Source organism: Streptomyces sp. E-08, from assembly GCF_049913095.1.
GTDB lineage: Bacteria > Actinomycetota > Actinomycetes > Streptomycetales > Streptomycetaceae > Streptomyces.
This window is the reverse complement of the sequence record NZ_CP183971.1, coordinates 7706376-7731046: the sequence shown is the minus strand read 5'-3', so window position 1 is coordinate 7731046 and position 24671 is coordinate 7706376. Positions and strand designations below refer to the sequence as shown.

The 24671-nt window shown below is 73.0% G+C and carries 14 protein-coding genes and 3 pseudogenes; 9 read left to right on the top strand and 8 right to left on the bottom strand.

Annotation, left to right across the window (positions count from 1 at the left end; all coding sequences use genetic code 11):
* Positions 1 to 72 precede the first annotated feature (72 nt).
* The 4 genes from ACN9MM_RS35410 (at position 73) to ACN9MM_RS35395 (ending at position 13781) form a co-directional block, all read left to right on the top strand.
* The gene (locus ACN9MM_RS35410) at positions 73 to 5709 is read left to right on the top strand and encodes an amino acid adenylation domain-containing protein (protein ID WP_426367849.1); all 5637 of its coding nucleotides are present in this window, start codon (positions 73 to 75) and stop codon (positions 5707 to 5709) included.
* Positions 5706 to 9023 carry an amino acid adenylation domain-containing protein gene (locus ACN9MM_RS35405; protein ID WP_426367848.1) on the top strand — a complete coding sequence of 1106 codons (3318 nt, stop codon included), beginning with the start codon at positions 5706 to 5708 and terminating at the stop codon, positions 9021 to 9023. Before ACN9MM_RS35410 ends, ACN9MM_RS35405 begins: the two co-directional genes overlap by 4 nt.
* A 108-nt stretch (positions 9024 to 9131) precedes the next feature.
* Entirely contained in the window at positions 9132 to 12191 is a 3060-nt protein-coding gene (locus ACN9MM_RS35400) for an AMP-binding protein (protein WP_426367847.1), read from the top strand.
* Positions 12192 to 12512: 321 nt separating this feature from the next.
* Positions 12513 to 13781, top strand: a complete 1269-nt coding sequence (locus ACN9MM_RS35395; protein ID WP_426368909.1) for a DUF4157 domain-containing protein — start codon at positions 12513 to 12515, stop codon at positions 13779 to 13781.
* 58 nt (positions 13782 to 13839) lie between these two features.
* Here ACN9MM_RS35395 and ACN9MM_RS35390 read toward each other — a convergent pair.
* The 3 genes and pseudogenes from ACN9MM_RS35390 to ACN9MM_RS35380 all read right to left on the bottom strand — a co-directional run bounded on the left by ACN9MM_RS35390 (position 13840) and on the right by ACN9MM_RS35380 (position 14881).
* Positions 13840 to 14298 (bottom strand): annotated as a pseudogene (locus ACN9MM_RS35390) (transposase family protein).
* Positions 14299 to 14408: 110 nt separating this feature from the next.
* A pseudogene (locus ACN9MM_RS35385) lies at positions 14409 to 14638 on the bottom strand (GNAT family N-acetyltransferase); the annotation flags it as partial.
* Positions 14639 to 14719: 81 nt separating this feature from the next.
* A complete protein-coding gene (locus ACN9MM_RS35380; RefSeq protein ID WP_426367846.1) occupies positions 14720 to 14881 on the bottom strand; it encodes a hypothetical protein in 162 nt (53 codons plus the stop codon).
* 194 nt (positions 14882 to 15075) lie between these two features.
* Between ACN9MM_RS35380 and ACN9MM_RS35375 the strand changes: the two genes are divergently transcribed.
* Positions 15076 to 15723 carry a class I SAM-dependent methyltransferase gene (locus tag ACN9MM_RS35375; protein WP_426367845.1) on the top strand — a complete coding sequence of 216 codons (648 nt, stop codon included), beginning with the start codon at positions 15076 to 15078 and terminating at the stop codon, positions 15721 to 15723.
* A gap of 3 nt (positions 15724 to 15726) precedes the next feature.
* On the opposite strand, the pseudogene ACN9MM_RS35370 reads toward ACN9MM_RS35375, so the two are convergent.
* Positions 15727 to 16016 (bottom strand): annotated as a pseudogene (locus ACN9MM_RS35370) (transposase); the annotation flags it as partial.
* On the opposite strand from ACN9MM_RS35370, the gene ACN9MM_RS35365 reads away from it, so the two are divergent.
* Positions 16006 to 16248: a TetR-like C-terminal domain-containing protein gene (locus ACN9MM_RS35365; protein ID WP_426367844.1), complete on the top strand. Its 243-nt coding sequence runs from the start codon at positions 16006 to 16008 to the stop codon at positions 16246 to 16248. The pseudogene ACN9MM_RS35370 and the gene ACN9MM_RS35365 sit on opposite strands and share 11 nt — an antisense overlap.
* Positions 16249 to 16493: 245 nt before the next feature.
* Here the strand turns inward: ACN9MM_RS35365 and ACN9MM_RS35360 are convergent, their stop codons facing one another.
* A complete protein-coding gene (locus ACN9MM_RS35360) occupies positions 16494 to 17549 on the bottom strand; it encodes a magnesium and cobalt transport protein CorA (protein WP_426367843.1) in 1056 nt (351 codons plus the stop codon).
* Positions 17550 to 17914: 365 nt separating this feature from the next.
* Between ACN9MM_RS35360 and ACN9MM_RS35355 the strand changes: the two genes are divergently transcribed.
* Positions 17915 to 18799: a DUF4436 family protein gene (locus tag ACN9MM_RS35355; protein WP_426367842.1), complete on the top strand. Its 885-nt coding sequence runs from the start codon at positions 17915 to 17917 to the stop codon at positions 18797 to 18799.
* A 6-nt stretch (positions 18800 to 18805) separates the two neighbouring features.
* On the opposite strand, the gene ACN9MM_RS35350 is transcribed toward ACN9MM_RS35355, so the two are convergent.
* Both ACN9MM_RS35350 and ACN9MM_RS35345 read right to left on the bottom strand, forming a co-directional pair.
* Positions 18806 to 20398, bottom strand: a complete 1593-nt coding sequence (locus tag ACN9MM_RS35350; RefSeq protein ID WP_426367841.1) for an alpha/beta fold hydrolase — start codon at positions 20396 to 20398, stop codon at positions 18806 to 18808.
* The gene (locus ACN9MM_RS35345) at positions 20395 to 21753 is read right to left on the bottom strand and encodes an alpha/beta fold hydrolase (RefSeq protein WP_426368908.1); all 1359 of its coding nucleotides are present in this window, start codon (positions 21751 to 21753) and stop codon (positions 20395 to 20397) included. The genes ACN9MM_RS35350 and ACN9MM_RS35345 overlap by 4 nt, the downstream gene beginning before the upstream one ends.
* Before the next feature lie 607 nt (positions 21754 to 22360).
* Between ACN9MM_RS35345 and htpX the strand changes: the two genes are divergently transcribed.
* Together htpX and pspAB are read left to right on the top strand one after the other, a co-directional pair.
* A complete protein-coding gene (gene htpX, locus ACN9MM_RS35340) occupies positions 22361 to 23278 on the top strand; it encodes a zinc metalloprotease HtpX (protein WP_189805057.1) in 918 nt (305 codons plus the stop codon).
* A gap of 5 nt (positions 23279 to 23283) precedes the next feature.
* The gene (pspAB, locus tag ACN9MM_RS35335; RefSeq protein WP_426367839.1) at positions 23284 to 24039 is read left to right on the top strand and encodes a PspA-associated protein PspAB; all 756 of its coding nucleotides are present in this window, start codon (positions 23284 to 23286) and stop codon (positions 24037 to 24039) included.
* Between the two features lie 85 nt (positions 24040 to 24124).
* On the opposite strand, the gene ACN9MM_RS35330 is transcribed toward pspAB, so the two are convergent.
* Positions 24125 to 24628, bottom strand: coding sequence for a GyrI-like domain-containing protein (locus tag ACN9MM_RS35330; RefSeq protein ID WP_426367838.1), 504 nt, complete (start codon positions 24626 to 24628; stop codon positions 24125 to 24127).
* Positions 24629 to 24671: the final 43 nt, after the last annotated feature.

Sequence of the window (24671 nt, the reverse complement as noted above, 5' to 3'; positions counted from 1 at the left end):
CGCCCGCTCGACTCCCTCGCCGAAGACTCCCTCACCGAAGAGTCCCTCACCGCACGCCCGAACAGGAACCCGATGACGGATACCCAGGACCTGCCCGCCGGCTGGTCCCCAGCCAAGCGCGCCCTGCTCAGCCGGCGGCTGCGCGGCACCTCAGCCCCCGCCCGGGTGGTGGACCCCCGCCCGGCGGACATGGCACCGCCCCTCTCCAGCGGTCAGGAACGGCTCTGGTTCATGGACCAGTTCGCTCCCGGCTCCACGGCCTACACGCTCGCACCGGCCCGCCGGTTCCGGGGCCCCTTCGACCGCGCCGCGCTCGACGCCGCGCTGAGCGACCTGGTGGCCCGGCACGAGAGCCTGCGGATGACCTTCCGCACCACCGAGGCGGGCACCGCCGAGGTGACCATCGCCGAACCCGCGCCGTTCGCCGCCCTGCACCTGGACGCCGCCGGGGACCCGAACCCGGAGGCGCGGGCCGCCGCCGAACTCGGCGCGCTGATCGCGCAACCCTTCGACCTCCAGGCCGGCCCGCTCCTGCGCGCCCTGGTGATCCGCATCGCCGAGGACGACCACGTCGTCGCCCTGGTGATGCACCACATCATCTGCGACGGGTGGTCCATCGACCTCCTCAACCGCGAGATCGACGTCCGCTACGCCCACCACGCCCACGGCGCACCGGGTGAACTCCCAGCTCTGGACGTGCAGTTCGGTGACTACGCGGCCTGGCAGCGGGACCGTCTGGAGAACGGCCGGCTCGCCGCCTCACGCGCGTACTGGCGGGGCGAGCTCGACGGCGTCCCGGCCCTGGAGCTGCCCTCCGACCGTCCCCGCCCCCCGCTGCTCACCTTCGACGGGGCCGCGACCGAGTTCCGCTGGAGCCCTGGACTCTCCCGTCGGATCGGTGAGGTGGCGCGGACCTACGGCGCCTCCCCGTACATGGTGCTGATAGCCGCGTTCCAAGCGCTGCTCGGCCGGCACACCGGGCAGCGCGACTTCGCCGTCGGCTCGGCCGTCGCCGGCCGTCTCCACCGTGAACTCGAGAACGTGGTCGGGGCGTTCGTCAACATGCTCCCCATCCGCGCCCGGCTCTCCCCCGGCCTCGAGTTCGGCCAGCTCATCGGCCGGGTCCGCGAGACCACGCTCGACGCGTACGCGCACCAGGAGGTTCCGTTCGAGCAGATGGTCAACGACCTCGCGGTGGAACGCGACGTCAGTCGCGCCGCCGTCTTCCAGACCACCTTCGCCTTCCAGAACTACGGCGACCGCGCCGCCACCCCGGCCGCGGGCCGACCGGACTCCGAGGGCTTCGGCTACGAGGCCACCACCACCCACGCCGACCTCGCCCTCTACATGCGCGAGGAGCCGGACGGCGGCCTCTACGGTCTGTTCACCTACCGCACGGATCTCTTCGACGCCGGAACCGTCGAGCGCCTCGCCGAGCGGTTCGAGCTCCTGACCGCGGCCGGCGTCGCCGACCCCACGCTGCCGGTCGACCGGCTCCCGCTGCTCGGCGCGGCCGAACGCACGGCCGTGCTCGAGACCTGGGCCGTCGGTCCCGCGCTTCCGGACGGCGGTCCCGCCACGCTCACCCGGGCCCTGTCCGAGGCGGCGACCCGTACGCCCGAGGCGCCTGCGCTGGTCTTCGAGGACCGGACACTGACCTACGGGGACCTGGACCGCCGCGCCAACGCCCTGGCCCGGCGCTTGCGGACGCTGGGCGTGGGTGCCGACGACCGGGTCGCCGTCTGCCTGGAGCAGTCCGCCGAGCTCGCGGTCGCCCTGGTCGCCGTACTCAAGGCCGGCGGCGGCTACCTGCCGCTCGACCCCGAGCAGCCCCCCGCCCGGCTCGCCCACCTGGTGGCCGACGCCGGAGCCAAGGTCCTGATCACCGACGCCGTACTGAGACCGCGGTTCGGCGACCACCCGGCGGTCGACCTGCTGACCGACGGCGGTGCCGACGCGACACAGTGGGACGAGTCACCCCTGGAGGAGGTCTCCGGACCGGACCACCTCGCCTACGTGATCTACACCTCGGGCTCCACCGGCACCCCCAAGGGCGTCGCGGTGCAGCACCGCCAGCTCCTCAACTACCTCGCCGGCGCCGGCGAGCGGCTGCGGATCGAGCCCGGCGCCGCCTTCGGACTGCTGCAGTCGCTCTCCTTCGACTTCAGCATCACCATGCTCTACCTGGCGCTGACGACCGGCGGGCGTGTGCACCTGCTGCCGCGCCGGATCGCGGGTGTGGAACTGGCCGCGGAGATCGAGCGCGCGGGCATCGACCACCTGAAGATGACGCCCTCCCACCTGGCCGCACTGACCGCCGACGCCCCCCTCGAACGGCTGCTGCCGCGCCGTGCGCTGGTCCTCGGCGGCGAGGCCAGCAGCTGGTCCTGGGCGGCGGGCATCGCCGCGCTGGGCCGGTGCGCCGTGTTCAACCACTACGGGCCGACCGAGGCGACGGTGGGGATCACCGTCCACGAGGTCACCGCCGACGGCCTGGACGCACCGGGCAGCACCCCGATCGGCAGGCCGCTGGCCGGCGGGCGCTGCTACGTGCTGGACGAGGCCCGCAACCCCGTTCCCCCGGGGGTCACCGGCGAGTTGTACCTGGGCGGGGACCGGCTGGCCCGTTGCTACCTCGGGCGGCCGGACCTGACGGCCGAGCGCTTCCTGCCCGATCCGTACGCCGGTCCGGCGGACGATCCGTACGCCGACCCGGCGGACCCGGAGCCGTCCGGCACCGATCCCGCCGGCTCCGCCCCGGGCGCCCACGTGACCGGCGGACCCCGGATGTACCGCACCGGCGACCTGGCACGCTGGCGGACCGACGGGACGCTGGAGTACCTCGGCCGCGGCGACGACCAGATCAAGGTGCGCGGGTACCGGGTCGAGCCCGGCGAGATCGAGGCCGCGCTGACCGCCCTGCCCGCCGTCACCCAGGCGGTGGTCCTGGCCCGGGGCGAGGGCGTCCGGCAGAACCTCGTCGCCTACCTGGAACGCCCCACCGGAGGCGCGGCGCCGACCGCCTCCGAACTGCGTGCCGCCCTGGGCGAGGTCCTGCCGGACTACATGGTCCCGGCGCGCTACGTGGTGATGGAGCGGCTGCCGCTGCTCGCCCACGGCAAGGTCGACCGGAAGGCGCTGCCCGCGCCCGCGGACGGCCCGGCCGACGGGGGCGACCACGTCGACCCCGAGGGCGAGACCGAGCGGGTGATCGCCGCGATGTGGGCCGAGCTGCTGGATCTTCCCCGGGTCGGCGCGCTGGACGACTTCTTCGACCTCGGTGGTCACTCCCTGCTCGCCACTCAGCTGGTCGCCCGGATGCGCCGGGCCTTCCCCGACCTGGCCACCCCGGTCGGCGTGATGGACCTGTTCAGGCATCCGACGGTCCGGCGGCTCGCCGCCCTGGTGGCCGCGCCCGAGGGCGACCGCGGCCCGCGCGGGCTGCTGCACCTGCTCACCCCCGAGCGCCGCGAGGTGGCCGCCAGTGTGGTCTGCGCGCCCTACGGAGGCGGCAGCGCACTGATCTACAAGCCGCTCGCCGACGCACTGCCGGCGGACTGGGCGCTGCACTCGATCGCCGTCCCCGGCCATGAGCTGGGCGAGGAGGCGATGGACGTGGACGAGGTCGCCCGGCTCTGCGCCGAGGAGATCGTCGCGAACGTCGCCGGACCGCTGGTGCTCTACGGGCACTGCGGGGTCGGCGTCCGGCTGACGGTGGAGATCGCCCGCCGGGTGGAGGCCGCCGGGCGGGAGATCGACGCCGTCCACCTCGGAGGCATCTTCCCGTTCGCCCGTCCGAAGGGCCGTGGCGCCGCGCTGGCCGAGCGCTTCGCCGAGCTGTCCGCCCGGCTGCGCAGCGACCAGGGCATGATCAACGCCCTCGCGGCGGCGGGCCTGGACGTGGACGAGGTCGACGAGGACCAGCTGCGGCTGATCGTGCGGAACCGCCGGGTCGGCACCCAGGGCGCCGAACGCTACTTCGGGGAGCTGTACGAGAGCGAGGGCGGCACCCTCACGGCACCGGTGATCGCCGTCTGCGGCGACCGCGACCCGGCGACCGAGTTCTACGAGGAGCGGTTCCGTGAGTGGCACCGGATCACCGGCACCGCCGCCGTGGTGGTCCTGGACGAGGCCGGGCACTTCTATCTCAAGTACAGGGCCGCGGAGTTGGCGGACATCCTGACGGGGGTGCACCGCTCGATCGCCGCCGGCGAGGAGGCCCGCCACGCACGCGGCGCCGACTCCACCTGGTGGCTGGCGGGCGTGTCCCGCGAGGGAGCCGGGACGGTTGCGGCGCCGGTACGCGGGCGGCCGGAGCGGTCCGGGACGGCGGGGACCGCACGCAGGGCGCGCGGGAGTGGCCCGGTCCGCCCGACCATGGGCCGCTTCCTGACCATCGCCACCGGCCAGCAGCTGTCGATGATCGGCTCGGCCCTCACCGAGTTCGCCCTGCCGATCTGGCTCTACCTGCAGACCGGTTCGCTGTTCCAGCTCGGCCTGCTCGCCGCCTTCGGCCTGGTGCCCAGTGTCGTCGTCGCCCCGCTGGCCGGCGCGATCGTCGACCGCGGCGACCGACGCCGGGTGATGCTGTGGGGCGACCTCGCGGCCGGCCTGACCCAGGCGGCCCTCCTGGTGCTGTACCTCAGCGGTTCGCTGGAGATCTGGCACACGTACGTGCTGATCTCCGTGCTCTCCGCGGCGCTCGCCTTCCAGCGCGTCGCCTGGGGCTCCGCGGTGCCGCAGCTGGTGCCCAAGCGCTTCCTGGGCCGCGCCAACGGTGTGGTCCAGATGGCCCTCGGTCTGGCCCAGTTCCTCGTCCCGCTGATCGCGGTCGGCATCCTGCACCTGATCGGCCTCGGCGGCATCCTGGTCTTCGACGTCGTCAGCTACGTGGTCGCCACCGGCGTCACCCTGGCGGTGCGCTTCCCGGACGCGATGGCCGCCACCCGCCGCGAGACCGTCGGCGCCGAGATCCGGGCGGGCTTCCGACGGGCGCTCGGGAGCCGCCACTTCAGGGCCATGCTGTTCTGGTTCGCCGCGCTGAACGTCTTCCTCTCGCCGCTCTTCCTGCTCGTCACCCCGCTGGTGCTGTCCTTCTCCTCGACCGCGGCGGCCGGCTGGGTCTCCACCGCCGCCGGCCTGGGTGCCGTGCTCGGCGGCCTCACCCTGCTGGTCTGGGGAGGCCCGCGCCGGATGCGGCTGCGCGGTGTCCTGCTCGCCACGACCGGCCTGGCCGCCGCCTGCGTCGTCACCGGCCTGCGGCCCTCGGTGACCGTGGTCGCCGTCGGCGCGTTCGGCATGACCTACGGGCTCGCGCTGCTCAACGGCATCTACGCGACGGTCGTCCAGACCAAGGTGCCGATGCGCTTCCACGGCCGGGTGATCGCGGTGAACACCATGGTCGCCTGGTCCACCCTCCCGATCGGCTTCGCCCTGGTCGCCCCCCTGGGCCCCGAGCTGCTCCAGCCCCTGATGGACGAGGGCGGCGCGCTGGCCCCGACCGTCGGCGCGCTGATCGGCACCGGCGACGGGCGCGGCATCGGCCTGCTCTACCTGGTGTTCGGCCTCGCCATGGCCGCACTCGTCCTGATCAGTTTCTTCATCCCCGTCCTGGCGCGCTTCGACCGCGAAGTCCCGGACGCCGAATCCGACGACCTGATCGGCCTGGAAACCCTGAAGGCCCGCGCGAGAAGCGAGAGACACGCATGACCTCCCCGACCCCGATCGCCCGCCATCCGCTGACCGACGAGCAGCGCCGCCTCTGGTTCCTCCAGCAACTGAACCCGGAGGACGCCGGGTTCAACATGTACCTGAACCGCCGGTGGAGCGGCCCGATCGACCCGGGGGCGCTGAGTGCGGCGCTCACCCGGCTGACCGCCCGGCACGAGGTGCTGCGCACCCGGTTCGCCCTGGACGGCGAGCAGCCCGTCCAACTCGTCGAGCCCGTGCGGGACGTCGACCTCGCCCGTGTCCCGGTCCCGGACGCCGCGGAGGAGTCCTTCACCGCGGCCTGCGCCCCCTTCGTCAACGCCCCCTTCGACCTGGGTGAGCGCCCGCCGCTCCGGGCCGTCCTGGTCAGCGCCGGCGAGCACGAGCACGCCCTGGCCGTGGTGGTCCACCACATCGTCTCCGACGGCTGGTCGTTCACCGTGCTGTGGCGTGAACTCCTCGCGCTGTACCGCGAGGAGATCGGCGAGGCGCCGGCCGAACTGCCGGACCTCAAGCTCCAGTTCGGGGACTTCGCGCGCGCCGAGCGGGCCAGGCTGGACGACGGGGCGGCCGAGGAGGCATTCCGGTACTGGAGCGAACGACTGGCCGGCGTCGGCACCCTGCGGATGCCACTGGATCACACGAGACCCGCCGAGCCCGCCCACCCGGCCGGCTTCGCCGACCTCGCGCTCGGGCCGGGCCTCGTCGCCGGGCTCGACGCCCTCGCACGCGAGCAGCGCTGCACCCCGTTCATGGTGCTGCTCGCCGCCTACCAGTGCGTGCTGGCCCGCTGGAGCGGCAGCCACGACTTCGCGGTCGGAACCCCGCTGGCCGGCCGCAACGAGACCGCCCACGAAGCGCTGCTCGGCTACTTCTCGCGCACCGGGGTGATCCGCGCGGACCTCACCGGCGAGCCCGGCTTCCGCACCGTGCTGCGCCGGGTGCGCTCCGCCACGATGGCCGCGCTGACCCACCAGGACGTCCCGGTCGAGCGGGTGGCCGCCGCACTGGACCTGCCCGCGCCGCCCGGCGCCGGCCCCCTCTACCAGGCGGTGTTCGTCCACCAGAGCCAGTACCAGCTGGCCGGTGCCGACGAGCGGACCGCGCTGCCCGCGGGCGTCCGGACGGCGAGCATGGACTCCGGTTTCGACCGGGCCAAGACCGATCTGCTGCTGGACAGTTGGCGTACCCCGGACGGTGGGATGACGCTCTCGTTCTGCTTCGACCGGGAGCTCTTCGAGCGGGCCACGGTCGAGGGCCTGGCGCGCCGGGTCCGTGACCTGCTCGCCCGGGCCGTCGTGGACGTGGAGCTCCCGCTGCACGGTGACTGGCTGCTGTCCGGTGAAGAGCGCACCGCGCTGCTCGCCCTCGGGGCCGGACCCGCCGTCGCCGAGGACGCCCGACCGGTCCTGCGCGGTTTCGCCGAGCAGGTCGCCGCCCGTCCCGACGCTCCCGCTCTCGAGTGTGCGGGCCGCGTCCTCACGTATGCCGAACTCGATCTCGCGTCGGACGAGTTGGCCGGTCGACTGGGTCAGGTAGCCGGCCGTGCGGTGGGCGTCCGGATCGCGCCCTCCTTCGCCCTGGTCACCGCCCTCCTTGCGATCTGGAAGGCCGGCGCCGGCTATCTGCCGCTCGACCCCGCGCATCCGGCCGAGCGCCAGCGCCTGATGCTGGGCGAGGCGGACGCCGCCCTGCTGCTCACCGGAGGCGAGCTGCCCGAGCTGGGGGTCCCGGTGCTGGCCGTCGGCGATCCGGACGCCGGGGCCGAGGAGACCGGCGCCGAGGAAGCCGGGGCAGAGGAGACCAGGACCGGGCAGACCAGGACCAGCGGGTTCGGCGCCTCCGGCGTCGAGGCCGGGAGCGTGGGCCCCGCCGTGGCCGCGCTGCCCGGGTCCGAGCCGGGCGGTCTCGCGTACGTCCTCTACACCTCGGGCTCCACCGGCACCCCCAAGGGCGTCGCCGTCGAGCACGCCGCTCTCGCCGAGCGCGTCCGCTGGATGGCGGGACCGGAGGGCTACGGGCTCGGGCCGGGCGACCTGATCGTCCAGTTCGCCTCCGTCGGCTTCGACACCCACGCCGAGGAGATCTGGCCCGCCCTCACCGCGGGCGCCTGCGTCGTCCTGCTGCCCGGTGGCGGCCGGACCCTGCCCGACCTGCTGCGCGGCGAGACCGGGCGGTCCGTCACCGTGCTCGACCTGCCCACCGCGTACTGGGAGGAACTGGTCTCGCTCGGAGAGCAGACCCCGTGGCCGCCGGCACTGCGCCTGGTCGTCCTCGGCGGTTCCGAGGCACGCGCCGCCGCCGTCGCCCGGTGGCGGGAGCGGCACGGCGACACCGTCCGGCTGGTCAACACCTACGGCCCGACCGAGGCCACCGTCATCGTGACCGCGGGCGAGCTCGGCGGCCGCCCCGTCGGCGAGCCCGCCGACGGGCAGCGCCCGCCGCTCGGCCGTCCGCTGCCGGGGGTGCGGCTCTACGTCCTGGACGAACACGGCGGCCTGCTGCCCGCCGGATCCGAGGGCGAGCTGTACATCGGCGGCAAGGGCCTCGCGCGCGGCTACCTGAACCGGCCCGGGCTGACGGCGGAGGCCTTCCTGCCGGACCGGTTCGCCGACGCCCCGGACGGCCGGATGTACCGCAGCGGCGACCGCGTCCGGTGGCGCGGCGACGGCCAGTTGGAGTTCCTCGGCCGCACCGACGACCAGGTGAAGATCCGCGGATACCGGATCGAGCCCGCCGAGATCGAGGCCGCCCTCACCTCCCACCCGGCCGTCGGCCGTGCGGCGGTGCTGGTCCGCGACGGCCGCCGGCTGATCGCCTACGCCGTCCCGCGAACGACCCCCGGGCAGGGGTCCGCGGCCGCTCCTCCGCACCCGGCCGAACTGCGCGAACACCTGGCGCTGCGGCTGCCGGTCTTCATGGTGCCGGACGCCGTGGTGCTGCTCGACACCCTCCCGCTCACCGCCCACGGCAAGCTCGACGCCGCGGCCCTGCCCGACCCGGGTCCGGCGGGCGCGTCCGACGGACACCTGGCGCCCCGCACGGAGGCCGAGGCCCTGGTGGTCGAGGTCTGGCAGGAGGTGCTCGGCGTGCCGGAGGTCGGCGTGCGGGACGACTTCCTCGCCCTGGGCGGGGACTCGCTCCTGGTCACGAGGGTCGTCGCCCGCATCCGCGCCGACGTCGGCATCGACCTGTCGATCCGTGACGCCTTCGAGAGCCCCACCCCGGCGGCCCTGGCCGCCCGGATCGAGGCCCTGCTGATCGCCGAGATCGACGCCCTCAGCGAGGAGGAGGCCGCGGGCCGGCTGAACTGACTTCGCGACCCGCGCGCCCCCTGCCCGCACCCCGGGGTCCGCCGTCGGACACCCAGTACACGACATCCGTCCCCACGCATCGCATCGGAGAACGCCATCGCCACCACCGTGCCGCCCGCCGCGACGACCGTCCCGGAGCTCCTGGACGCGCGGGCCACCGAACACCCCGACCACACGGCCCTGCACGTCGTCGGCGGCGGGGAACTCACCTACCGCCGCTGGCGCGCGGAGGCGCTGCGCGCCGCCGCCGGACTGGCCGCCGCCGGGGTCGCACCGCGCGACAGGGTGGTGCTGCGGTTCTCCAACGCGCGCTGGGAGCGGTACGCCGTCGCATTCCTCGCCGTCCAGTACGCGGGCGGGGTGCCCGTCCCGGTCCGTGAGGACCTGTCCGAGGCCGATGCCGCCGCCCTGGCCGCGCTGGCCGAGGCCGGCACGGTCCTGACGGACGGCGACCTGCCCGGCGTACCGGAACGCGTGCAGCTGCGTCTGGACGCTCTGCTCGCGGCGCACCCCGAGCCGCCGCCCTGCCCGCCCCACCGGGTCGCTCCGGCCGACCCGGCCCAGGTGATCGGCACCTCCGGCACCACCGGCGCGCCCAAGGGCGTGGTCGCCGCGCACGGCAACCTGACCGCGGGCCTGGCCGTGCACCCCCGCCGCCGCGCCTACGCCCACTCGCGGCACGCCCTGCACGCCTTTCCCCTCGGGACCAACGCGGGTCAGGTGATGCTCCTGAACGCACTGACCGCCGCGCCCACGGTCCTCAGCCTGCCGCGCTTCGAGGCGGACCTGTTCGGGAGGGCGGTCGAGGAGTTCGGGGTCGGCACGGCCTTCCTGGTGCCCTCGATGGTGATCGAACTGGTCAACGCGGGCACCGCCGGGCGCCACGACCTCGGGAGCCTCCGTCTGGTCAACTCCTCCGCCGCCGCACTGCCCGTACCGGTGGCGGCCGCGCTGGCCGCGGCACTGCCCGGCGCGACGCTGGTCAACACCTACACCTCCGCCGAGGCCTCGCCCGCGCAGATCTCGACCGTGGTCGACGCGCGCCGCCCCGGCTCGGTGGGCCGCCCGGCGGACCCCCGTGCCCTGCGGATCCTCGACGCTGACGGGCAGCCGCTGCCCGCCGGTCAGGTCGGCGAGGTCTGGCTGCGCCAGCCCGGACCGCCCCGCGGCTACCTGGGCGCAGCCGGGCACAGCGCCCGGGTGTTCCGGGACGGCTGGGTGCGGATGGGCGACGTCGGACGCCTCGACCAGGACGGGTACCTGTACCTGGTCGACCGGGAGAGCGACGTCGTCAAGAGCGGTGCGCTGAAGGTCTCCACGCTGCGGATCGAGGAGGTGCTGCACGAGCACCCGGCGGTCGCGGACGCCGCCGCGCTCGGCCTGCCGCACCCGGTGATGGGCGCCGTCCCCGCGGCGGTGGTGGTGGCCGGGCCCGGCGGTCTGGACCTGGACGAGCTGCGGCTGTTCCTGAGCGCCCGGCTGAGCCGGCCCGAGCTGCCGGTCCGGATCCTGCTCGCGGGCGACCTGCCCAGGAACCCGAGCGGCAAGGTGGTCAAGCACCTGCTCCGCCCGCTGTTCGACGCCTCCCCCGAGCCCACCGGTCCCGCGGTCGCCCCGGCCACCCCGACGGAACTGCGCCTGGCCGAACTCTGGCGGCGCCTGCTCGGCCGACCGGTCACCGATGTCGCCGCCGAGTTCTTCGCGCTGGGCGGCGACTCGTTCCGGGCGGTCCAGCTCGCCACCGGTATCAGCGCCGAGTTCGGGATCGGCGTGGGCACCGGCGTGGTCTTCGAACGGCCCTCGCTGCGCGCCCAGGCGGCCTGGGTGGACCACCCCGACCGGCGGCCGGCCTCTGCCGAAGGAGCGTCGGCCGGGACGGAGACCGTGACGCCCTACCTGGCCGCGCTCCGCGCGCAGTCGCACGCCGTCGCCCTCACCTCGCAGCAGGAGAACTTCTTCCGCTGGATGGCCGAAGCCCCCGGGCGGGACGCCGGTGCGGTGACGGCGCTGTTCCGGGTGGTCGACCGGCTCGAACCGGAGACCCTGGGCCGGGCGCTCACCGAGGCGGTACGGCGCCATCCGGCGCTGCGCACCCGGTTCGAGGCGGTGGGGGACGGGGTCGTACGGACGGTCCTGGACGAGGAGCCCCGGGTACGGATCACCCTGACACGGGCCCCGGGGGCCACGGACCCGGAGGTGGACGCCCTGCTGCTGGCCGAGCGCGACCGTCTCACCGATCTGGCCCGTGACCCGATGACGCGCCTCCTCGTGGTCAGCCGGTCGGACACCGACCACGTGGTGCTGGTCGCGACGCACCACATGGTGTCCGACGGCTGGTCGGTCGGTGTGCTCCTCGCCGACCTCGGCGTCCTCTACTCCGCGCTGCGGCGGGGCCGCACGGCGCCGCCTGCCCGTTCGGGCCAGGGTTACGAGGATTTGGTGCACTGGTCGAACGGGCACTGGCCCGCCTCCCGGGCCCACTTCGGGTCCGCGCTGGCCGGAGCGCCCGAGGCCGTCGAGCGGTTCGCGGGCCGCCGGGCGGTGGACGAAGTCCTCACCCAGGGGCACGAGTTCGAGGTTCCGGCGCGGCTGGCCCGGGCCCTGCGGGCCCGGGCGGCCGAGCTGGGCGCCACACCCTTCCTGGCCGTCGCCGCGGCCTGGACCGGCCTCCTTGCGAGCCGCAGCGGCCGTCCCGACCTGGTGGTGATGACCCCGGTGCCCGGCCGCCCTCGCCCGGACGCCGAGCGGGCGGTGGGGTGCTTCGTCCAGTCACTGCTGTTGCGGGTGGACGTGGGCGGAGGACCCGGCTTCGCCGAGCTGGTGGACCGGCTGCGGGTGGTCTACGGCGAGGCACTGGACCACCAGCTGTACCCGTTCGCCGAGTTCAGCCCGTCGGTGCCGTTCGCGGCCTGGCTGCGGTACGAGGCGTGGGCCGCGCCCGCGCAGCTGCCCGGCCTGGCCTGCGAGCCCTGGGAGCTACCTCGCGGGAGCACCGTGACCTGGCCGCTTCCGGGCGGTGACCGGGGCGTGCCCGAGCTGACCGTGGCCGAGCAGCCGGACGGGGGCCTGCGGTGCTGGCTGCAGTACAACGCGCTGGCCTTCGACCTCCCCGTGATCACCGGACTGGCCGAGGAGTTCACGGCCGCGCTGGCCACCGCCTGTGGGTGAGCGGTGGGTCTGAACGGGGTTCTTCGCAGGGGGCGTTCGGCGTGCGTCGCCTAACGCCCGCGCGTGAGGGCGTTAGCCGGGCGTTTGCGGAGGATGGGAGTCTCACCTGGGCAACCGCGGTCGTCGGACCGCGGTTCCCGACTCGTCCGACACCGCTTCCCGTGCTTGCGAGAGGGTTCGATGCACTCGAACGACAGGAACCCGAAGCGTGACGGCGAACGACCTGGCCGGACCCCCGCCAGGGCCCGTTCCGCCGGAAACGGCTCCCCTGCCGGACTTCTCGCGCTTCAGGCAGCCGCGGGCAACTCCGCCGTGGTCCAGATGCTCCGCCGGGCCGGCCAGGCCCCAGCTCTGCAGGAGCAGCACCAGCACGGTGCCGGCTGCGGCCACCCGCAGGCCGTGCAGCGCTCCGCCGTCCACGACGTCCTGCGTACCGGCGGCCGTCCCCTGGACGACAGGACGCGCACGGACATGGAGGCCCGCCTCGGGGCCGACTTCTCCGACGTCCGCATCCACGACGACGCCGCCGCGCAGGCTTCCGCGGCCGAGGTCGGCGCCCGCGCCTACACCAGCGGACATCATGTCGTCGTCGGCGCCGGCGGCGGCGACGCCCACACGCTGGCGCACGAGCTCACCCACGTCATCCAGCAACGCCGGGGCCCCGTCGCCGGCACCGAGAACGGCCAGGGCCTCAAGGTCTCCGACCCGTCCGACCGCCACGAGCGCGAGGCCGAGGCGAACGCCGTGCGGGTCATGCGGTCCGCGGCACCGGTCCAGGGTGCCCCGGCCACGGAATCCGCGGGCCCCGTCGCGGCGTCGTCCACCGGCACGACCCCCGCGATCCAGCGGCACATCTCCTTCAATCCGACGGGCGCGGGCGGCAATCCGCAGTTCGAGGTGGACGGCACCCGACCGGGCTGGCAGGGGCCGGTGGCGGGCGCTCCCGGCGCCGGAAACTCCAGGAACCACCAGATTCCGTTCGACGGGATACAGAACGACCTGGCCCTGCGGCTCAACAACTACATGAACTTCGGGGGCGTGAACGGTGGCGCCGTAGCCCAGGCACAGCTCACCGCCATAGAAGCCCTGACGGATTCCCTGTTCCCCACGGCCGGGACCTATCAGAGGAACATGAGGGCCACCAGGGCCGCACTGATCAGGGCCATCGACACGGGGAACGCGAACGATTCCCACAACTACGCGCGCAGCCTCCTCTCGCAGATGAACAGCTCGCCGGACAACATCCGCAACGGTCCTTCCGGCCTGAACTCGAGCATCTCCGACAACCTCGACGTCGAGTTCAACGCCGGCTCCACCCCGTTCACGGGTTCCGCCGAAACCGCCAACGGCGTGCAGCAGTTCAACGCCCTCCAGGTCCTCACCCTCCAGGCGCGGAGCAACGACATCGTCTTCGGATACTCCCAAGGCGCGGTCGGGGCACCGGGGTTCGTCCTGGACCCGGTGACGGGCCTCCAGATGTCCTCCACCGCCGCCCCGAGCGGAGTCGGGCGGCATCCCGGCGGCGGCAGCTGGCCCGTACTGGTGCGAGACCCCTCGGGCGCGGGAAACCACCTGCTGTTCTGGGACTAAAGGGTGTTGCAGAAGGTGGTGTCCGGGCAGGTCAGGGCCGGTCTTGGCGCCGGTCCGGTCATGCGGTGAGGGCGAGGTTGTGCATGTGGGCGACGGCCTGGACGGCGTGATGGAGGCCGGTGCCGCGCTGCCGGCAGTCGCGGAGGATCTTGTAGTGCTTCATGCAGGCGAAGGCGTGCTCGACGCGGGCCCTGACGCGACGGTGTTCGGCGTTCCACGATCCACAGCCGCTCGACCGCGTCGGCGGGACGTGCTGCCGGCTCGAGCGCGAGCAGTGGCCGCAGCCGCTTGATCACCCGGCAGACGGTCGCGGGCGAGCAGCCGAACAGCGGCGCGAGCTGCCGCATGGTGAGGTTCGTGCGGTAGCAGACGGCCACCAGCAGCACCCGGTCCGGCCGCCCCCGGGCCCATTCCCACCCCGTTCACGCACAACCTTCAACAGCCGCTCGAACTGCCGCATCCGCAGACCCGTGAACGTCTCCACCCACAACGGCTCAGCCCACAACACCCCACACATACAGGGGAAATGCCCGCCTCGCAGACTTCTGCAACACGCTTTAGGGCGTGTATCGAAAGCACGGACAGGCGGGGCGGGGTGATGTCCCGGTCCGGCCCGTCCGCTCTCTGCTAAAGGTCGAGTTGATACTGGTGTGTCGTGTGCGTGGGTGTGTAGCCGAGACCGTCGTTGACCCGTCGCATATGCGCGTTGCTGTCGGGGCCTGTCGGATCGACTCGGCCTTCATCCATCGGCCGAGGCCGTGACCTCGGTGCTCGGGCAGGACCCCCGTGCCGTAGTGCTGGCCGTCACCTGTGCCGTTGCCGGGGATGACGAGTTCGGTGAAGGCGGCGATCGAGCCGCAGAGTTGAGCTCGGCCGCCTCTTGACCGACCCCAGACCTGACGGCGAAACGCCGCGGCTTGCCGGGGCGTTTCCTCAGTTCAGCGCAAACCGTCTGTGTCGTCGTGCTCTTCGCCGATTGGGAGTGGCCGACGGTCCTCCATCGGGTCATCGCTGTAGATGACCGCGGAGACCGCGCTGTCGTAGGCATCGTCGAGGCCGTTACCGCTTGCGCCGAGTATGTTCTCCCAGTCAATTCCCATACCTACGAGCCTACCCGTAGTGTTCGAGGAACCGAGCGATGTGGGCGTTGAGCTCGTCCGCCTGGGCAAAGATCGCAGCTTCCTCTCCTGGAAGGTGGGCGGCGCGGCCGGCCAGCCTCGTCATCGGGCTAGGGCCTGTGTCAAGTGGATCAAGTGATGTATGCGGATCCGGGAGGGCCGTATGCTGCACTCGCATGAAGGATCTTGGTAGTCAGATCGCGTACTGGGACAGCGTCGGCGCAACGAAGACGTTCACTCATCCGGTGAATCTGAGCTGGCTGGCGGGGGTGAGTCCGGACGCCCGGGTTCTGGACTACGGCTGCGGGTACGGCCGTGTCATGGCCGAGCTGGGCGAGCACGGTTTCCGCGACGTGTCCGGCGTGGATCTGTCTCCCGCGCTGATCGAGCGGGGCCGTCAGTCGCGGCCTGACCTGCGCTTCGCCGTCCTGGAGTCCCCGCCGGCCCTGCCTGCCGCGTCGGGGAGCTTCGACGTGATCCTGCTGTTCGCAGTGCTGACCTGCATCCCCGACGGCAATGCTCAACGGGAGCTGGTCAATGAGCTGAACCGCGTCCTGGCGCCTGGCGGGCTGCTCTACGTCAGCGACGTGGTCCTGCAGGACGACGAACGAAACCGCAGCCGTTACGCCGCCTATGCCCGGCAATTCGACACGCCTTACGGCGTCTTCGCCACCGACGACGGTGTGGTGTGTCGACACCACGACATCGCAGAACTGCGGGCCCTGCTGTCGGGCTTTGACCCGGTGGACGAGCAAGCGATCGAGGTCGCCACGATGAACGGCCACCGGTCGCAGGCGGTGCAGCTGCTGGCCCGCAAGCGGTAGCGATCACAGCCACTCGTTGATGGCCGCGATCAGCACGGTCCCCTCGTAACGGACGGAGAGCTTGTCATACCTCGTGGCCACCGCGCGGTGGCGCTTTACGCGGTTGATCCCGCACTCCACCGCGTGGCGCTCGCGAGCCTTCGGCGGTTGCGGGCCTGGTCGGCCTTGTCCGGGATGGTGCAGCGAATCCCGCGGCGGCGCAGGTAGCCGCGGTTCCTGCGGGAGGCGTACGCCTTGTCGGCCCGCACGCAGTTCGGGCGGACGCGTGGCCGTCCCGGACCGATGCGGGGCATCCACGAGGCGGTGCGCGAGCGGGTGTTCGCCCCCTACCGCGAGCTGTTCCTCGCCGCGCTGGCGCGCGGGGCGGCCAAGGGCGAGGTGGACCCCGCAGTGCTGACCCCCGTCGTGGCCAACACCGGGCCCGCGATGCTGGTCCACCGCTACTTCCTGGAAGGACCCGGCATCCCCGACGACTTCATCGTCGACGTGGTCGACCAGGTCCTCCTTCGGATGGTCAGGCCCTAGGGAACCTTGCCCCAATTCGCGGCCTCCGCGATCGCGCCCTCCAGCAAGGCCTGGAAGACCCCGGCATCCTGCCATTGCCGCGACCTCGAGGGCGAAACCCGCAGATTGACCTCAATCCGATACGGGCCCCAGTGACGCCGACCGGAGCACGTGGTCTTCGGGCGGTGGGCGGCGGGAGCGGTCCTGCATGAAGTCCTGGTGGCGGACGTCGTCGGCCGGCCGCCCCGGATCCCGTAGCGCCCGTCTCACTCCGTCGGTGTCTCCGTCCGGCGCCGTGCGACGGGGGGCGCCCCGGTCATCGGGGGTGGCACGTGGCTGCGGCTTCGGCGCAGCCAGAGGTAGAGCATCAGGCACGGCAGCAGCAGTCCGCCGACGGTGAGGGCCAGGAAGGCCGGGAAGCCGCTGATGTGGGTGACCAGCCAGTCGAAGTTCTGCCCGAAGAAGCCGACCACGAAGGACAGCGGGAGGAACACGCTGGCGAGGATGGTGAGTCGTTCCATCGTGGCGCTCTGGCGAAGGTTGATCTTGTTCTGCTCGACGGAGATGACCGCGATGTTCGCTTCCAGGACGGTGGTCAGGAGGTCGCGCTGGGCGGCGACCTCCTCGTTGACCAGCAGCAGGTGGTCGTGCACGTCGCGGATGTAGGGCAGGAGCGCGGGCGGTGACTTGCCGGCCTGCAGGCGCCGCCCGAGTACCGCGAGCAGCGGGTGCACCGCGCGGTAGAAGTCCGTCGCCTCGCGGCGCAGGAAGTAGATCCGTTCGGTCGGGGCGACCGCCCCGGAGAACACGGTGGCCTCGATCTGCTCGATGTCGCGTTCCAGCTCCTCGATGACGGGCGCGTAGCTGTCGACCACCTGGTCGAGGATGGCCCACAGGGTGGAGGCGCTCCCGGCCTTCAGCAGCTCGGGGCGGCTTTCGAGCCGGCTCCGGGCTTCGCTCAGCTCGCTCGCGATGCCCTGGCGCACGGTGATCACGAAGTGTTCGGCGAGGAAGACGCTGATCTCGCCGGTGTCGATCTCCTCGCGTTCGTCGTCGTAGCGTGCCGTGCGCAGGATGATCAGTTCGGTGCCGTCCTCGTACTGCTCGGCCTTCGGCCGCAGGTGGAAGGTCCGCGCGTCCTCGACGGCCAGCTCGTGGAGTCCGAAGACCTCACGGATCCGTCTCAGTTCCTCGGGGCCCGGTTCGAAGACGCCCAGCCAGACGAAGCCGCCCCGTCTGCAGTGCGCGGCCGCCTGCTCCAGCGGCATCGCGCCCTCGTGCTGCCGGCGCCCGTCCCGGTAGTGCGCGCAGTCGACGATCATGGCGTCCTCCTTCCGCCGGCCGGCGTACGCCGTCCCTCGCCCACGGCGCGTGGCGCAGCGTGTCGGCCCCACAGCAATAGATGCTCCTCCGACGCGGCGGGAATGTCGTCATGCCGGGGGCTCGGGATCCCGCTCTCGTCGTGACGTCCCGGGCAGTCCGGCCTGCGCCGACACGCCCGCCCGGATGCGGTGATCGGCAGGACCGGTCGACGAGGATCGCACTGCGGGCACCGCACGACGACGCGGCCATGCGGCCGCCCGCGACGATCGTGCCCGGCTTCGGCCGGCCGCACCCGCCCGGGTGCGGGGCTCCCCCGGCGTCGGGCCGGACCGGGCCGTTCCCCTCCCAGCCCGTCGGAGTCACCATGGCCCCACCCTCCCCGGACTCGTCTCGCCCCCACCGCTTCGGGGCGTCGATCCTGCCGGTTCTGATCCCCGTCGCGGTCCTGATCATGGTGGCGGTGAGCGTGGGGTCGAGGCTGCAGTTCGCCGAGCGACAGGCGGTCGACACGGTCCGCACGGCCGGCTCCGGGGCCGCCGACCGCGTGGACGTGACGGCCACCGTCCAGCACGTGGACGCGGCGGCCCGGGAGCTGGTGCTGCGGGTCCGGGTCACCCCTCGGGGGACGTACGCCGAGGAGGACGGGACCGCCCCGGTGGCCGATCTCGTCCTCCAGACCTCCGCGGCGACCCTCGGCGACCTGGCGTTCGAGGCGCACGAGCGGCTCACGACGCGGGACATTCAGGTCGCGATCACAGGCGGATCGATCAGCGACTACCCGTTCGACACCTACGAGTCCGAGATCGAGTTCTGGGCCCTGCTCGGCGGCGAGCAGGTCCCGGTGCGGCTGCTGTTCTCCAACAACGACACGCTCTTCTCGGTCTCCGCGACTCCCGCGGCCTCCCGGCAGGAGGCCACCATGGGGCTGTGGGTGGCGCGGTCGGGCAGCCAGACCGTCTTCGCGGTCTTCATGATGGTGGTGATGTGGGCGCTGGCGACGTCCGTGATCATCGGGGCCTGGTACCTGACGACCCGGCGCAAGGGCCTGGTCTGGCCGGGCCTCGCCTGGATGGCCGCCACGCTGTTCGCCCTCGCCGCGTTCCGTAACACGGCCCCGGGCTCACCTCCGATCGGCTGCGTGCTGGACTGGTTCGCCTTCCTGTGGGCCGAGACCGTCATCGCCCTGTGCCTGATCACCGTGGTGATCACCGGTGTCCGCGCCGCCCTCCGTTCGGACGAGGGCTCCTGAGGCGGTTCACGGCGCGATCTCGAAGGCAGGCGGCTGGAGGCCTGCGAGACATCGTGTGTCCGGCGCGGTCGGCTTGTCGAAGAACGACCGGGTGATCGTCTGGGCGCACGCCGAGTCGGCGAAGACCACGTGGGCGACGTAGGGCACGGTGACGGCGGTGGACCGGCTCAGCGTCCGGGCGACGTACGCCCCGTTGCTCGGGGCGGTCTGGGCGTCGAAGCCGCCGGAGAGGGCGAGGGTCGGGATGTCGCTGCGCGTCACGTCCCGGATCCAGGCGGGCGCCGGAGGGATGTCCCAGGCGCGGCAGTCGTCGTGGAGCCAGGCGAGCTGCGGGGCGTTGGCCAGCATCGATCGGGGGAACGTCGGGAACGCGCGCCGACCGCCTCGGATGATGTCGGCCCGGCTCTCGTAGGGGGTCCACTGGCTGCAGAAGATGCCGTAGACGAGCCCGTGGGCGACCCTCCCGATGGCCTGCGGACTGTACTTGCCGCCCGCGAGCTGCTCCGCGATGCGCTGCGGATCGCCGTGGGCCAGTGCGTCGAGGGAGCGCGGCACCCCGGCCGCCACGTGGGTGGCCGAGGTCAGCCAGGTGACCAGGTTGCTCCCGTCGAGGACGACCTTCACCGGTTCGGGGTGGTCCGGGACGGTGACGGTGGTGGTGAGCGGTCGTGCCTCCAGCTCGCTGACGAGGCGGAGGAAGGTGGCCTTCAGGTTCGGGTAGCGGGTGTTGCAGGCGGGCTGCAGTTCGCAGGCCTTGAACAGGCCGTCGAAGCCCTCTCGTGCGGCCTTCCAGGTCACGGCCCCGCCGGCGAGGGAGGGCGGCAGGACGCCGTCGATGCCGACCGACCGGATGCCGTCCGGGTGCAGGCGCATGTAGTTGAGCGCCAGCTGGGTGCCGTAGGAGATGCCGAAGACGTTCCACTTCCTGATGCCCAGCGCGCGGCGCAGGGCATCGTAGTCGGCGGCGCTCTCGATGTCGTTGTAGGCGCCGGGGTCGGCGCCCTTGGCCACCACGCTGTCGCGGCACTCCCGTGTCGCCCGGACGTGCAGGCGCCCGGTGGACGGTGCGTTGGAGACGAGGCCGAGGGCGCGGGCGTTGAACGCGTCGATGTTCGCGCAGGTGAGCTCCGGGTCGGCCGAGTAGGTCCCGCGCTGGGACATGAAGATCACGTCGCGGTCGCTGTTCAGGCCGCCGGCGAGCGCCATCGGGATCTCGGAGACGGCGTCGTCGCCGGGGCCGCCGGCGAACCACACGATCGGGTCGGGCGACGGTCGCTCGCTCACCGCGGGGATGATCGCGACCGCGAGGGTGATCTTCCGTCCCCGGTGCCGGGACCGGTTCTCGGGCACGGTCAGCGTTCCGCAGTGGGCGCGTGCCAGGTCGGGGATCGGGTCCGCCGTCCTCGGGCAGGGGCCGGGCTCGAAGCGGGCGCCGTCCGCCGTCCGGGCGACCGTGCCGAGCGGCGCTCCGGCACCGGCCTCGGCTCGGGCGGGCATCGCGGCCAGGCCGACGACGAGGGCACCGGCCGTGGCTCCGGCCAGCGCGGCCGGGAGCCTGCGCGGTGCGCGCCGGTGTCGGGGTGGGACGAGGGACGTCATCGGGTCTCCGCTTCGGGGGTGACGGTGAACGGTTCCGGCGTGAGCCCGGCCACGCAGCCGGTGTCGGGAGCGGTCGGTCGGGTGAGGAAGGACGCCAGGACGCTCTGCGCGCAGGACGACTGGGGGACCACGAAGTGGCCGATCCCGGGGATGAGCACGGCGGTCGAGCGGGGCAGCGTGCGGCCGGTGTACGGTCCCCAGCTCGCACCCGTCTTCGCGTCGAACGTGCCGGAGACGATCAGCGTCGGCACGTTGCTGTGGGTGGCCACCCGCTGGACCGCGGTGCGGTCCGGTACGTTCCAGACGCGGCACAGGTCGTACTCGAAGGGAAGCTGCGGCGCATGGGCCAGGACCGTGTCCGGCCACCCGGGGAACGCCCGGCGCCCGGCCTCCAGCACGTCGGTCCTCGAGAAGCCCGGCGCCCACTCGCCGCACGCCACCGAGTGCGTCAGACCGTGGGCGAACTCGCCGATGGCGGGCGTCGCGCCGGCGGCCCGGGCCTGTGCGAAGCGCTCCGGGTTCCCGTGGGCGAGTTCGTCGAGCGCCGCGGGGACGTCGACGGCCGGCATGGCGCCGCCGTCGGCGACCAGCAGGTTGACCAGTGCGCCGCCGTCGAGGACGACCCTCACCGGGCTTCCGCCGCCGGGGGGACGCACCGTCAGCCTCAGGGGATGCGCCTCGAGGCGCCGGACCTGCTCGGTCAGGGTGCGCGAGAGGTGCGGGTAGCGGCCCTTGCAGGCGGGCTGGGCCTCGCAGGCCGCGAAGATCGTGTTGATCCCCTCCTGCGCGCTGTCCCAGGCCCACGGCAGGCTCACGATCTGCGGCGGGACGACCGAGTCGATCGCCACCGAGCGGATCCCCTCGGGGTGCCGGCGCAGGTAGGTGAGGGCCAGGTCGGTGCCGTAGGAGTAGCCGTAGACGTTCCACTTCCTGATGCCCAGCGCCGTGCGCAGGTCGGCGAAGTCCGCGGCGTTCTCGGTGGTGTTGTACGCGCTCAGCCGGATTCCGTCGGCCGTCAGGCGGTCCCGGCACTCCTTCGCCGCACGCACCAGGAGGCGCCCGGTGGAGGGCGCGTCGTACGGGAGCCCCACGGCGGCCGCGTTGAACCGGTCGAGCTCCGGGCAGGCCAGGTTCGGCTGTGAGTGGAGTCCGCCGCGCTGGGTCATGACGATCAGATCGCGGTCCCGGTTCACACCGGAGTCGATCAGGAAGGGGATGGCCCCGAGCGCGTCGCCGCCGGGGCCTCCCTCCATGAACACCACCGGGTCCTGGGCCGGCGTGGACGACGCGGCCGGGATGACGGCGACGGTGAGTCTGATGGTCCGTCCGCCGCGGTGGGTCCGGCTCTCGGGCACCTCCAGGAGGCCGCATCGTCCGGGGATCGGGTCGGGCGTGGTCGGGCAGGGACCGGGGACGAACCGCGCCGGGCCTCCCGGACGGGGGCCGGTCGGGGGAGGACCCACGGCGCCGCTCGGCGCCGGGGCGACCGTGCCCAGGAGCGCCAGACCGGCCGCGACGACCGCCACCCGGGCGGGCGACCGCCGGGAGCGGCGCGGCGCGTACGGTCGCGGCCCCCTCGTTCGTACGAGCCCGCCGCTCCCACGAGCGGGCGGCAGGCAGCCTGTTCCGATGGCTCGTTCCGCCATGTGTTCCTGTCTTTCTGAGGATCCCGGCCACGCCGGGACCGACGACGATGCGGTGCGGCTCCGCGCATCCCCGCATACGTCGGGTGGCGGCCACCGCCAGGCCAGCGTCGGCGCCGTGACGGGCGGGCACCACCGGAGGGATCCAGTCGGAGCAGTCCGTCGTCGCGCCTCCTTCCGGCCGGGCTCACCCCCGTTCCGGCCCGGCTCCGCGCGTCCGTTCCGGCGGGTGGGGGAGCACACTGGCAGGAGGAGGGGGCGGGAGGCTTGCCCCGACCGGGTCCGGCCGGTCCGCCCGCTCGTGGAAGAGGGTGCGCGGATGCCCAGAACTCGGTCCTCGTCCCGCTCGCGCTACGCCCCCGACCGGGGGCTCGCGACGCGCATGGCGACGACGATGTTCCTGATCGGCCTGCTGTACGTGGTCTTCGTCGGCGTTCTGCTGGTACTGCTGCGCGGATCCTGGCCGATCATCCTGCTGATCACGGGCGCTCTGTTCGTCGGGCAGTTCTGGTTCAGCGACCGGATCGCCGCGCTGGGCATGGGAGCACGTGAGGTGACCAGAGAGCAGGCGCCCGAGCTGCACGGCACCGTCGACCGCATCTGCGCACTGGCCGACATGCCCAAGCCGAAGGTGGCCATCGCCGAGAGCGACGTGCCGAACGCGTTCGCGACCGGCCGTGGCGAGAAGACCGCGCTGGTCTGCGTCACGACGGGCCTGTTGCGACGCCTGGAGCCGGAGGAGCTGGAGGGGGTCCTCGCGCACGAGATGTCCCACGTGGCGCACCGGGACGTCGCGGTCATGACCATCGCGTCCTTCCTCGGCGTCCTGGCCGGGATGATGACGCGGGTCGCGCTCTACAGCGGTCTCGGACGCAGCCGGGACAGCACCATGGGCCTCGCCGTGATCCTCGTGCCCGTGGTCAGCGCGGCCGTCTACGTCGTCAGTTTCCTGCTGACCCGCGTACTGTCCCGCTACCGCGAACTGGCCGCCGACCGCGCCGCCGCGCTCCTGACGGGCCGCCCGTCGGCGCTCGCCTCCGCGCTCACCAAGGTGAGCGGCGAGATGGCCCGGATCCCGACGAAGGACCTGCGCAAGGCGGAGCCGTACAACGCCTTCTGGTTCGCGCCGGCCTTCTCCTCCAAGGAGAGCCTGAGCCGGCTGCTCTCCACCCACCCCACCCTGGAGCAGCGGCTCGAGCAGCTCACGCGGATCTCGGCCCAGCTCGGTGGGGCGTGACGGCGGTGGGACTTCTCGACAGCATCCTCGGACGCAGCCGGCCGGTCCGGCCCGACCTGGACCGTCTCTTCGGCCTGCCGGCCGCGGCGCTCACCCTTGAGGCGGGCACGGGGTTCGTCCCGGCCGGTGCCGGGTCGGTGTGCTTCGCCGCGGTGGAGGGCGGTGCCTTCGCCCGCCTGAAGGGAGAGGTACGGGACCTCCTCGACGTCGAGGTGGTGGCTGCCCCCGACCCGGGCGGGGGTGACGGCGGGGGCCGGAGCGCCGGACCGGGGGCGTACCCCGTGACGTACTCCTCGGACGCTTACGGCTACACCTGGCTCACCGTACGACGTCCCGCCGAGGACCTGATCACGCTGGTCAACGACCTGCACGCGGTCAACGCGCTCCTTGAGGAAGCCGGGTTCGGCCCCAACCTGCTCTGCTCCCTGACCGCGTTCCGCGCTGCGGCGGCCGGGGCGCGGGGCCCGGGGACGGAGGGGGATCCGGTGGACGGGGACCGGGCGGAGGGGGCGTGGACGGACGCTCCGGGCGCCGGCGGGCACCGGGCGCGCGACCTCGCGCTCGTGTACCTCTACAAACGCGGCACCTTCTACCCCTTCGCGCCGCGCGCCGATCGCGCCGAGAGTCGCGACAACACCCTTGAGGTCCAGGTCAGGGGCCTGCTGGCCGGCGATCTCGCGATGGAGCCGGACATGGAGCGGTGGTTCCCGGTCTGGGGCGCGCCGGGGCTCGGCGGTACGGAGCGGCTCCCGGAGCTCTGACCGCCGTTCGGTGCGTCGTACGCCCCGCCGTACGGTCCGTCGTACACCCCGCCGTACGGCCGCCGTCCGGATCGTGCGGGCGGTGTCAGTCGGCGATCGGCCAGTTGAGCTCGGTCCGCAGGTCCCGAGGGTCCATGTCCGGCGTCGGCTGCGTCACGTACACCTCCCACCGGTACTCACCGGCTCGCAGCCCCTGCGCCCGGATCCAGGCCCCGAGCCGCTCCCAGGTATCCCCGAGCCCGTCGAAGCCGCCGTGGTGCGTCACCCGCGCGACCCGCCCGCCGGGCAGCTCGCCGGTGACGACCCCGTGCTCGGCCCGCACCTCCCTCCCCGTGACGAACCCGACCTCCAGGTCCCACTTCTCCCCCGGCGCCCCGTGATGCAGGCCGAACGCGGCGCTCCGCGGCGGGACCCGCTGCTCGCGCAGCACGCGCCCGAGTGCTCCGAAGGCCTCGTCGAAGAAGGTGCGCACTTCGGCCGGGGACACGACGCCGTGCACGACGGCGGTGGTCTCGGGTTCGCGTTCCACGAGCCGGGGCTGCTGCTCGGGGTCCTGGGTGCTGCTGTCGTGGTCGTTCTGCGTGTTCATGTCGTTCCGACGCTCCGATCCGCGTTGACGGCGTACTCGGAAC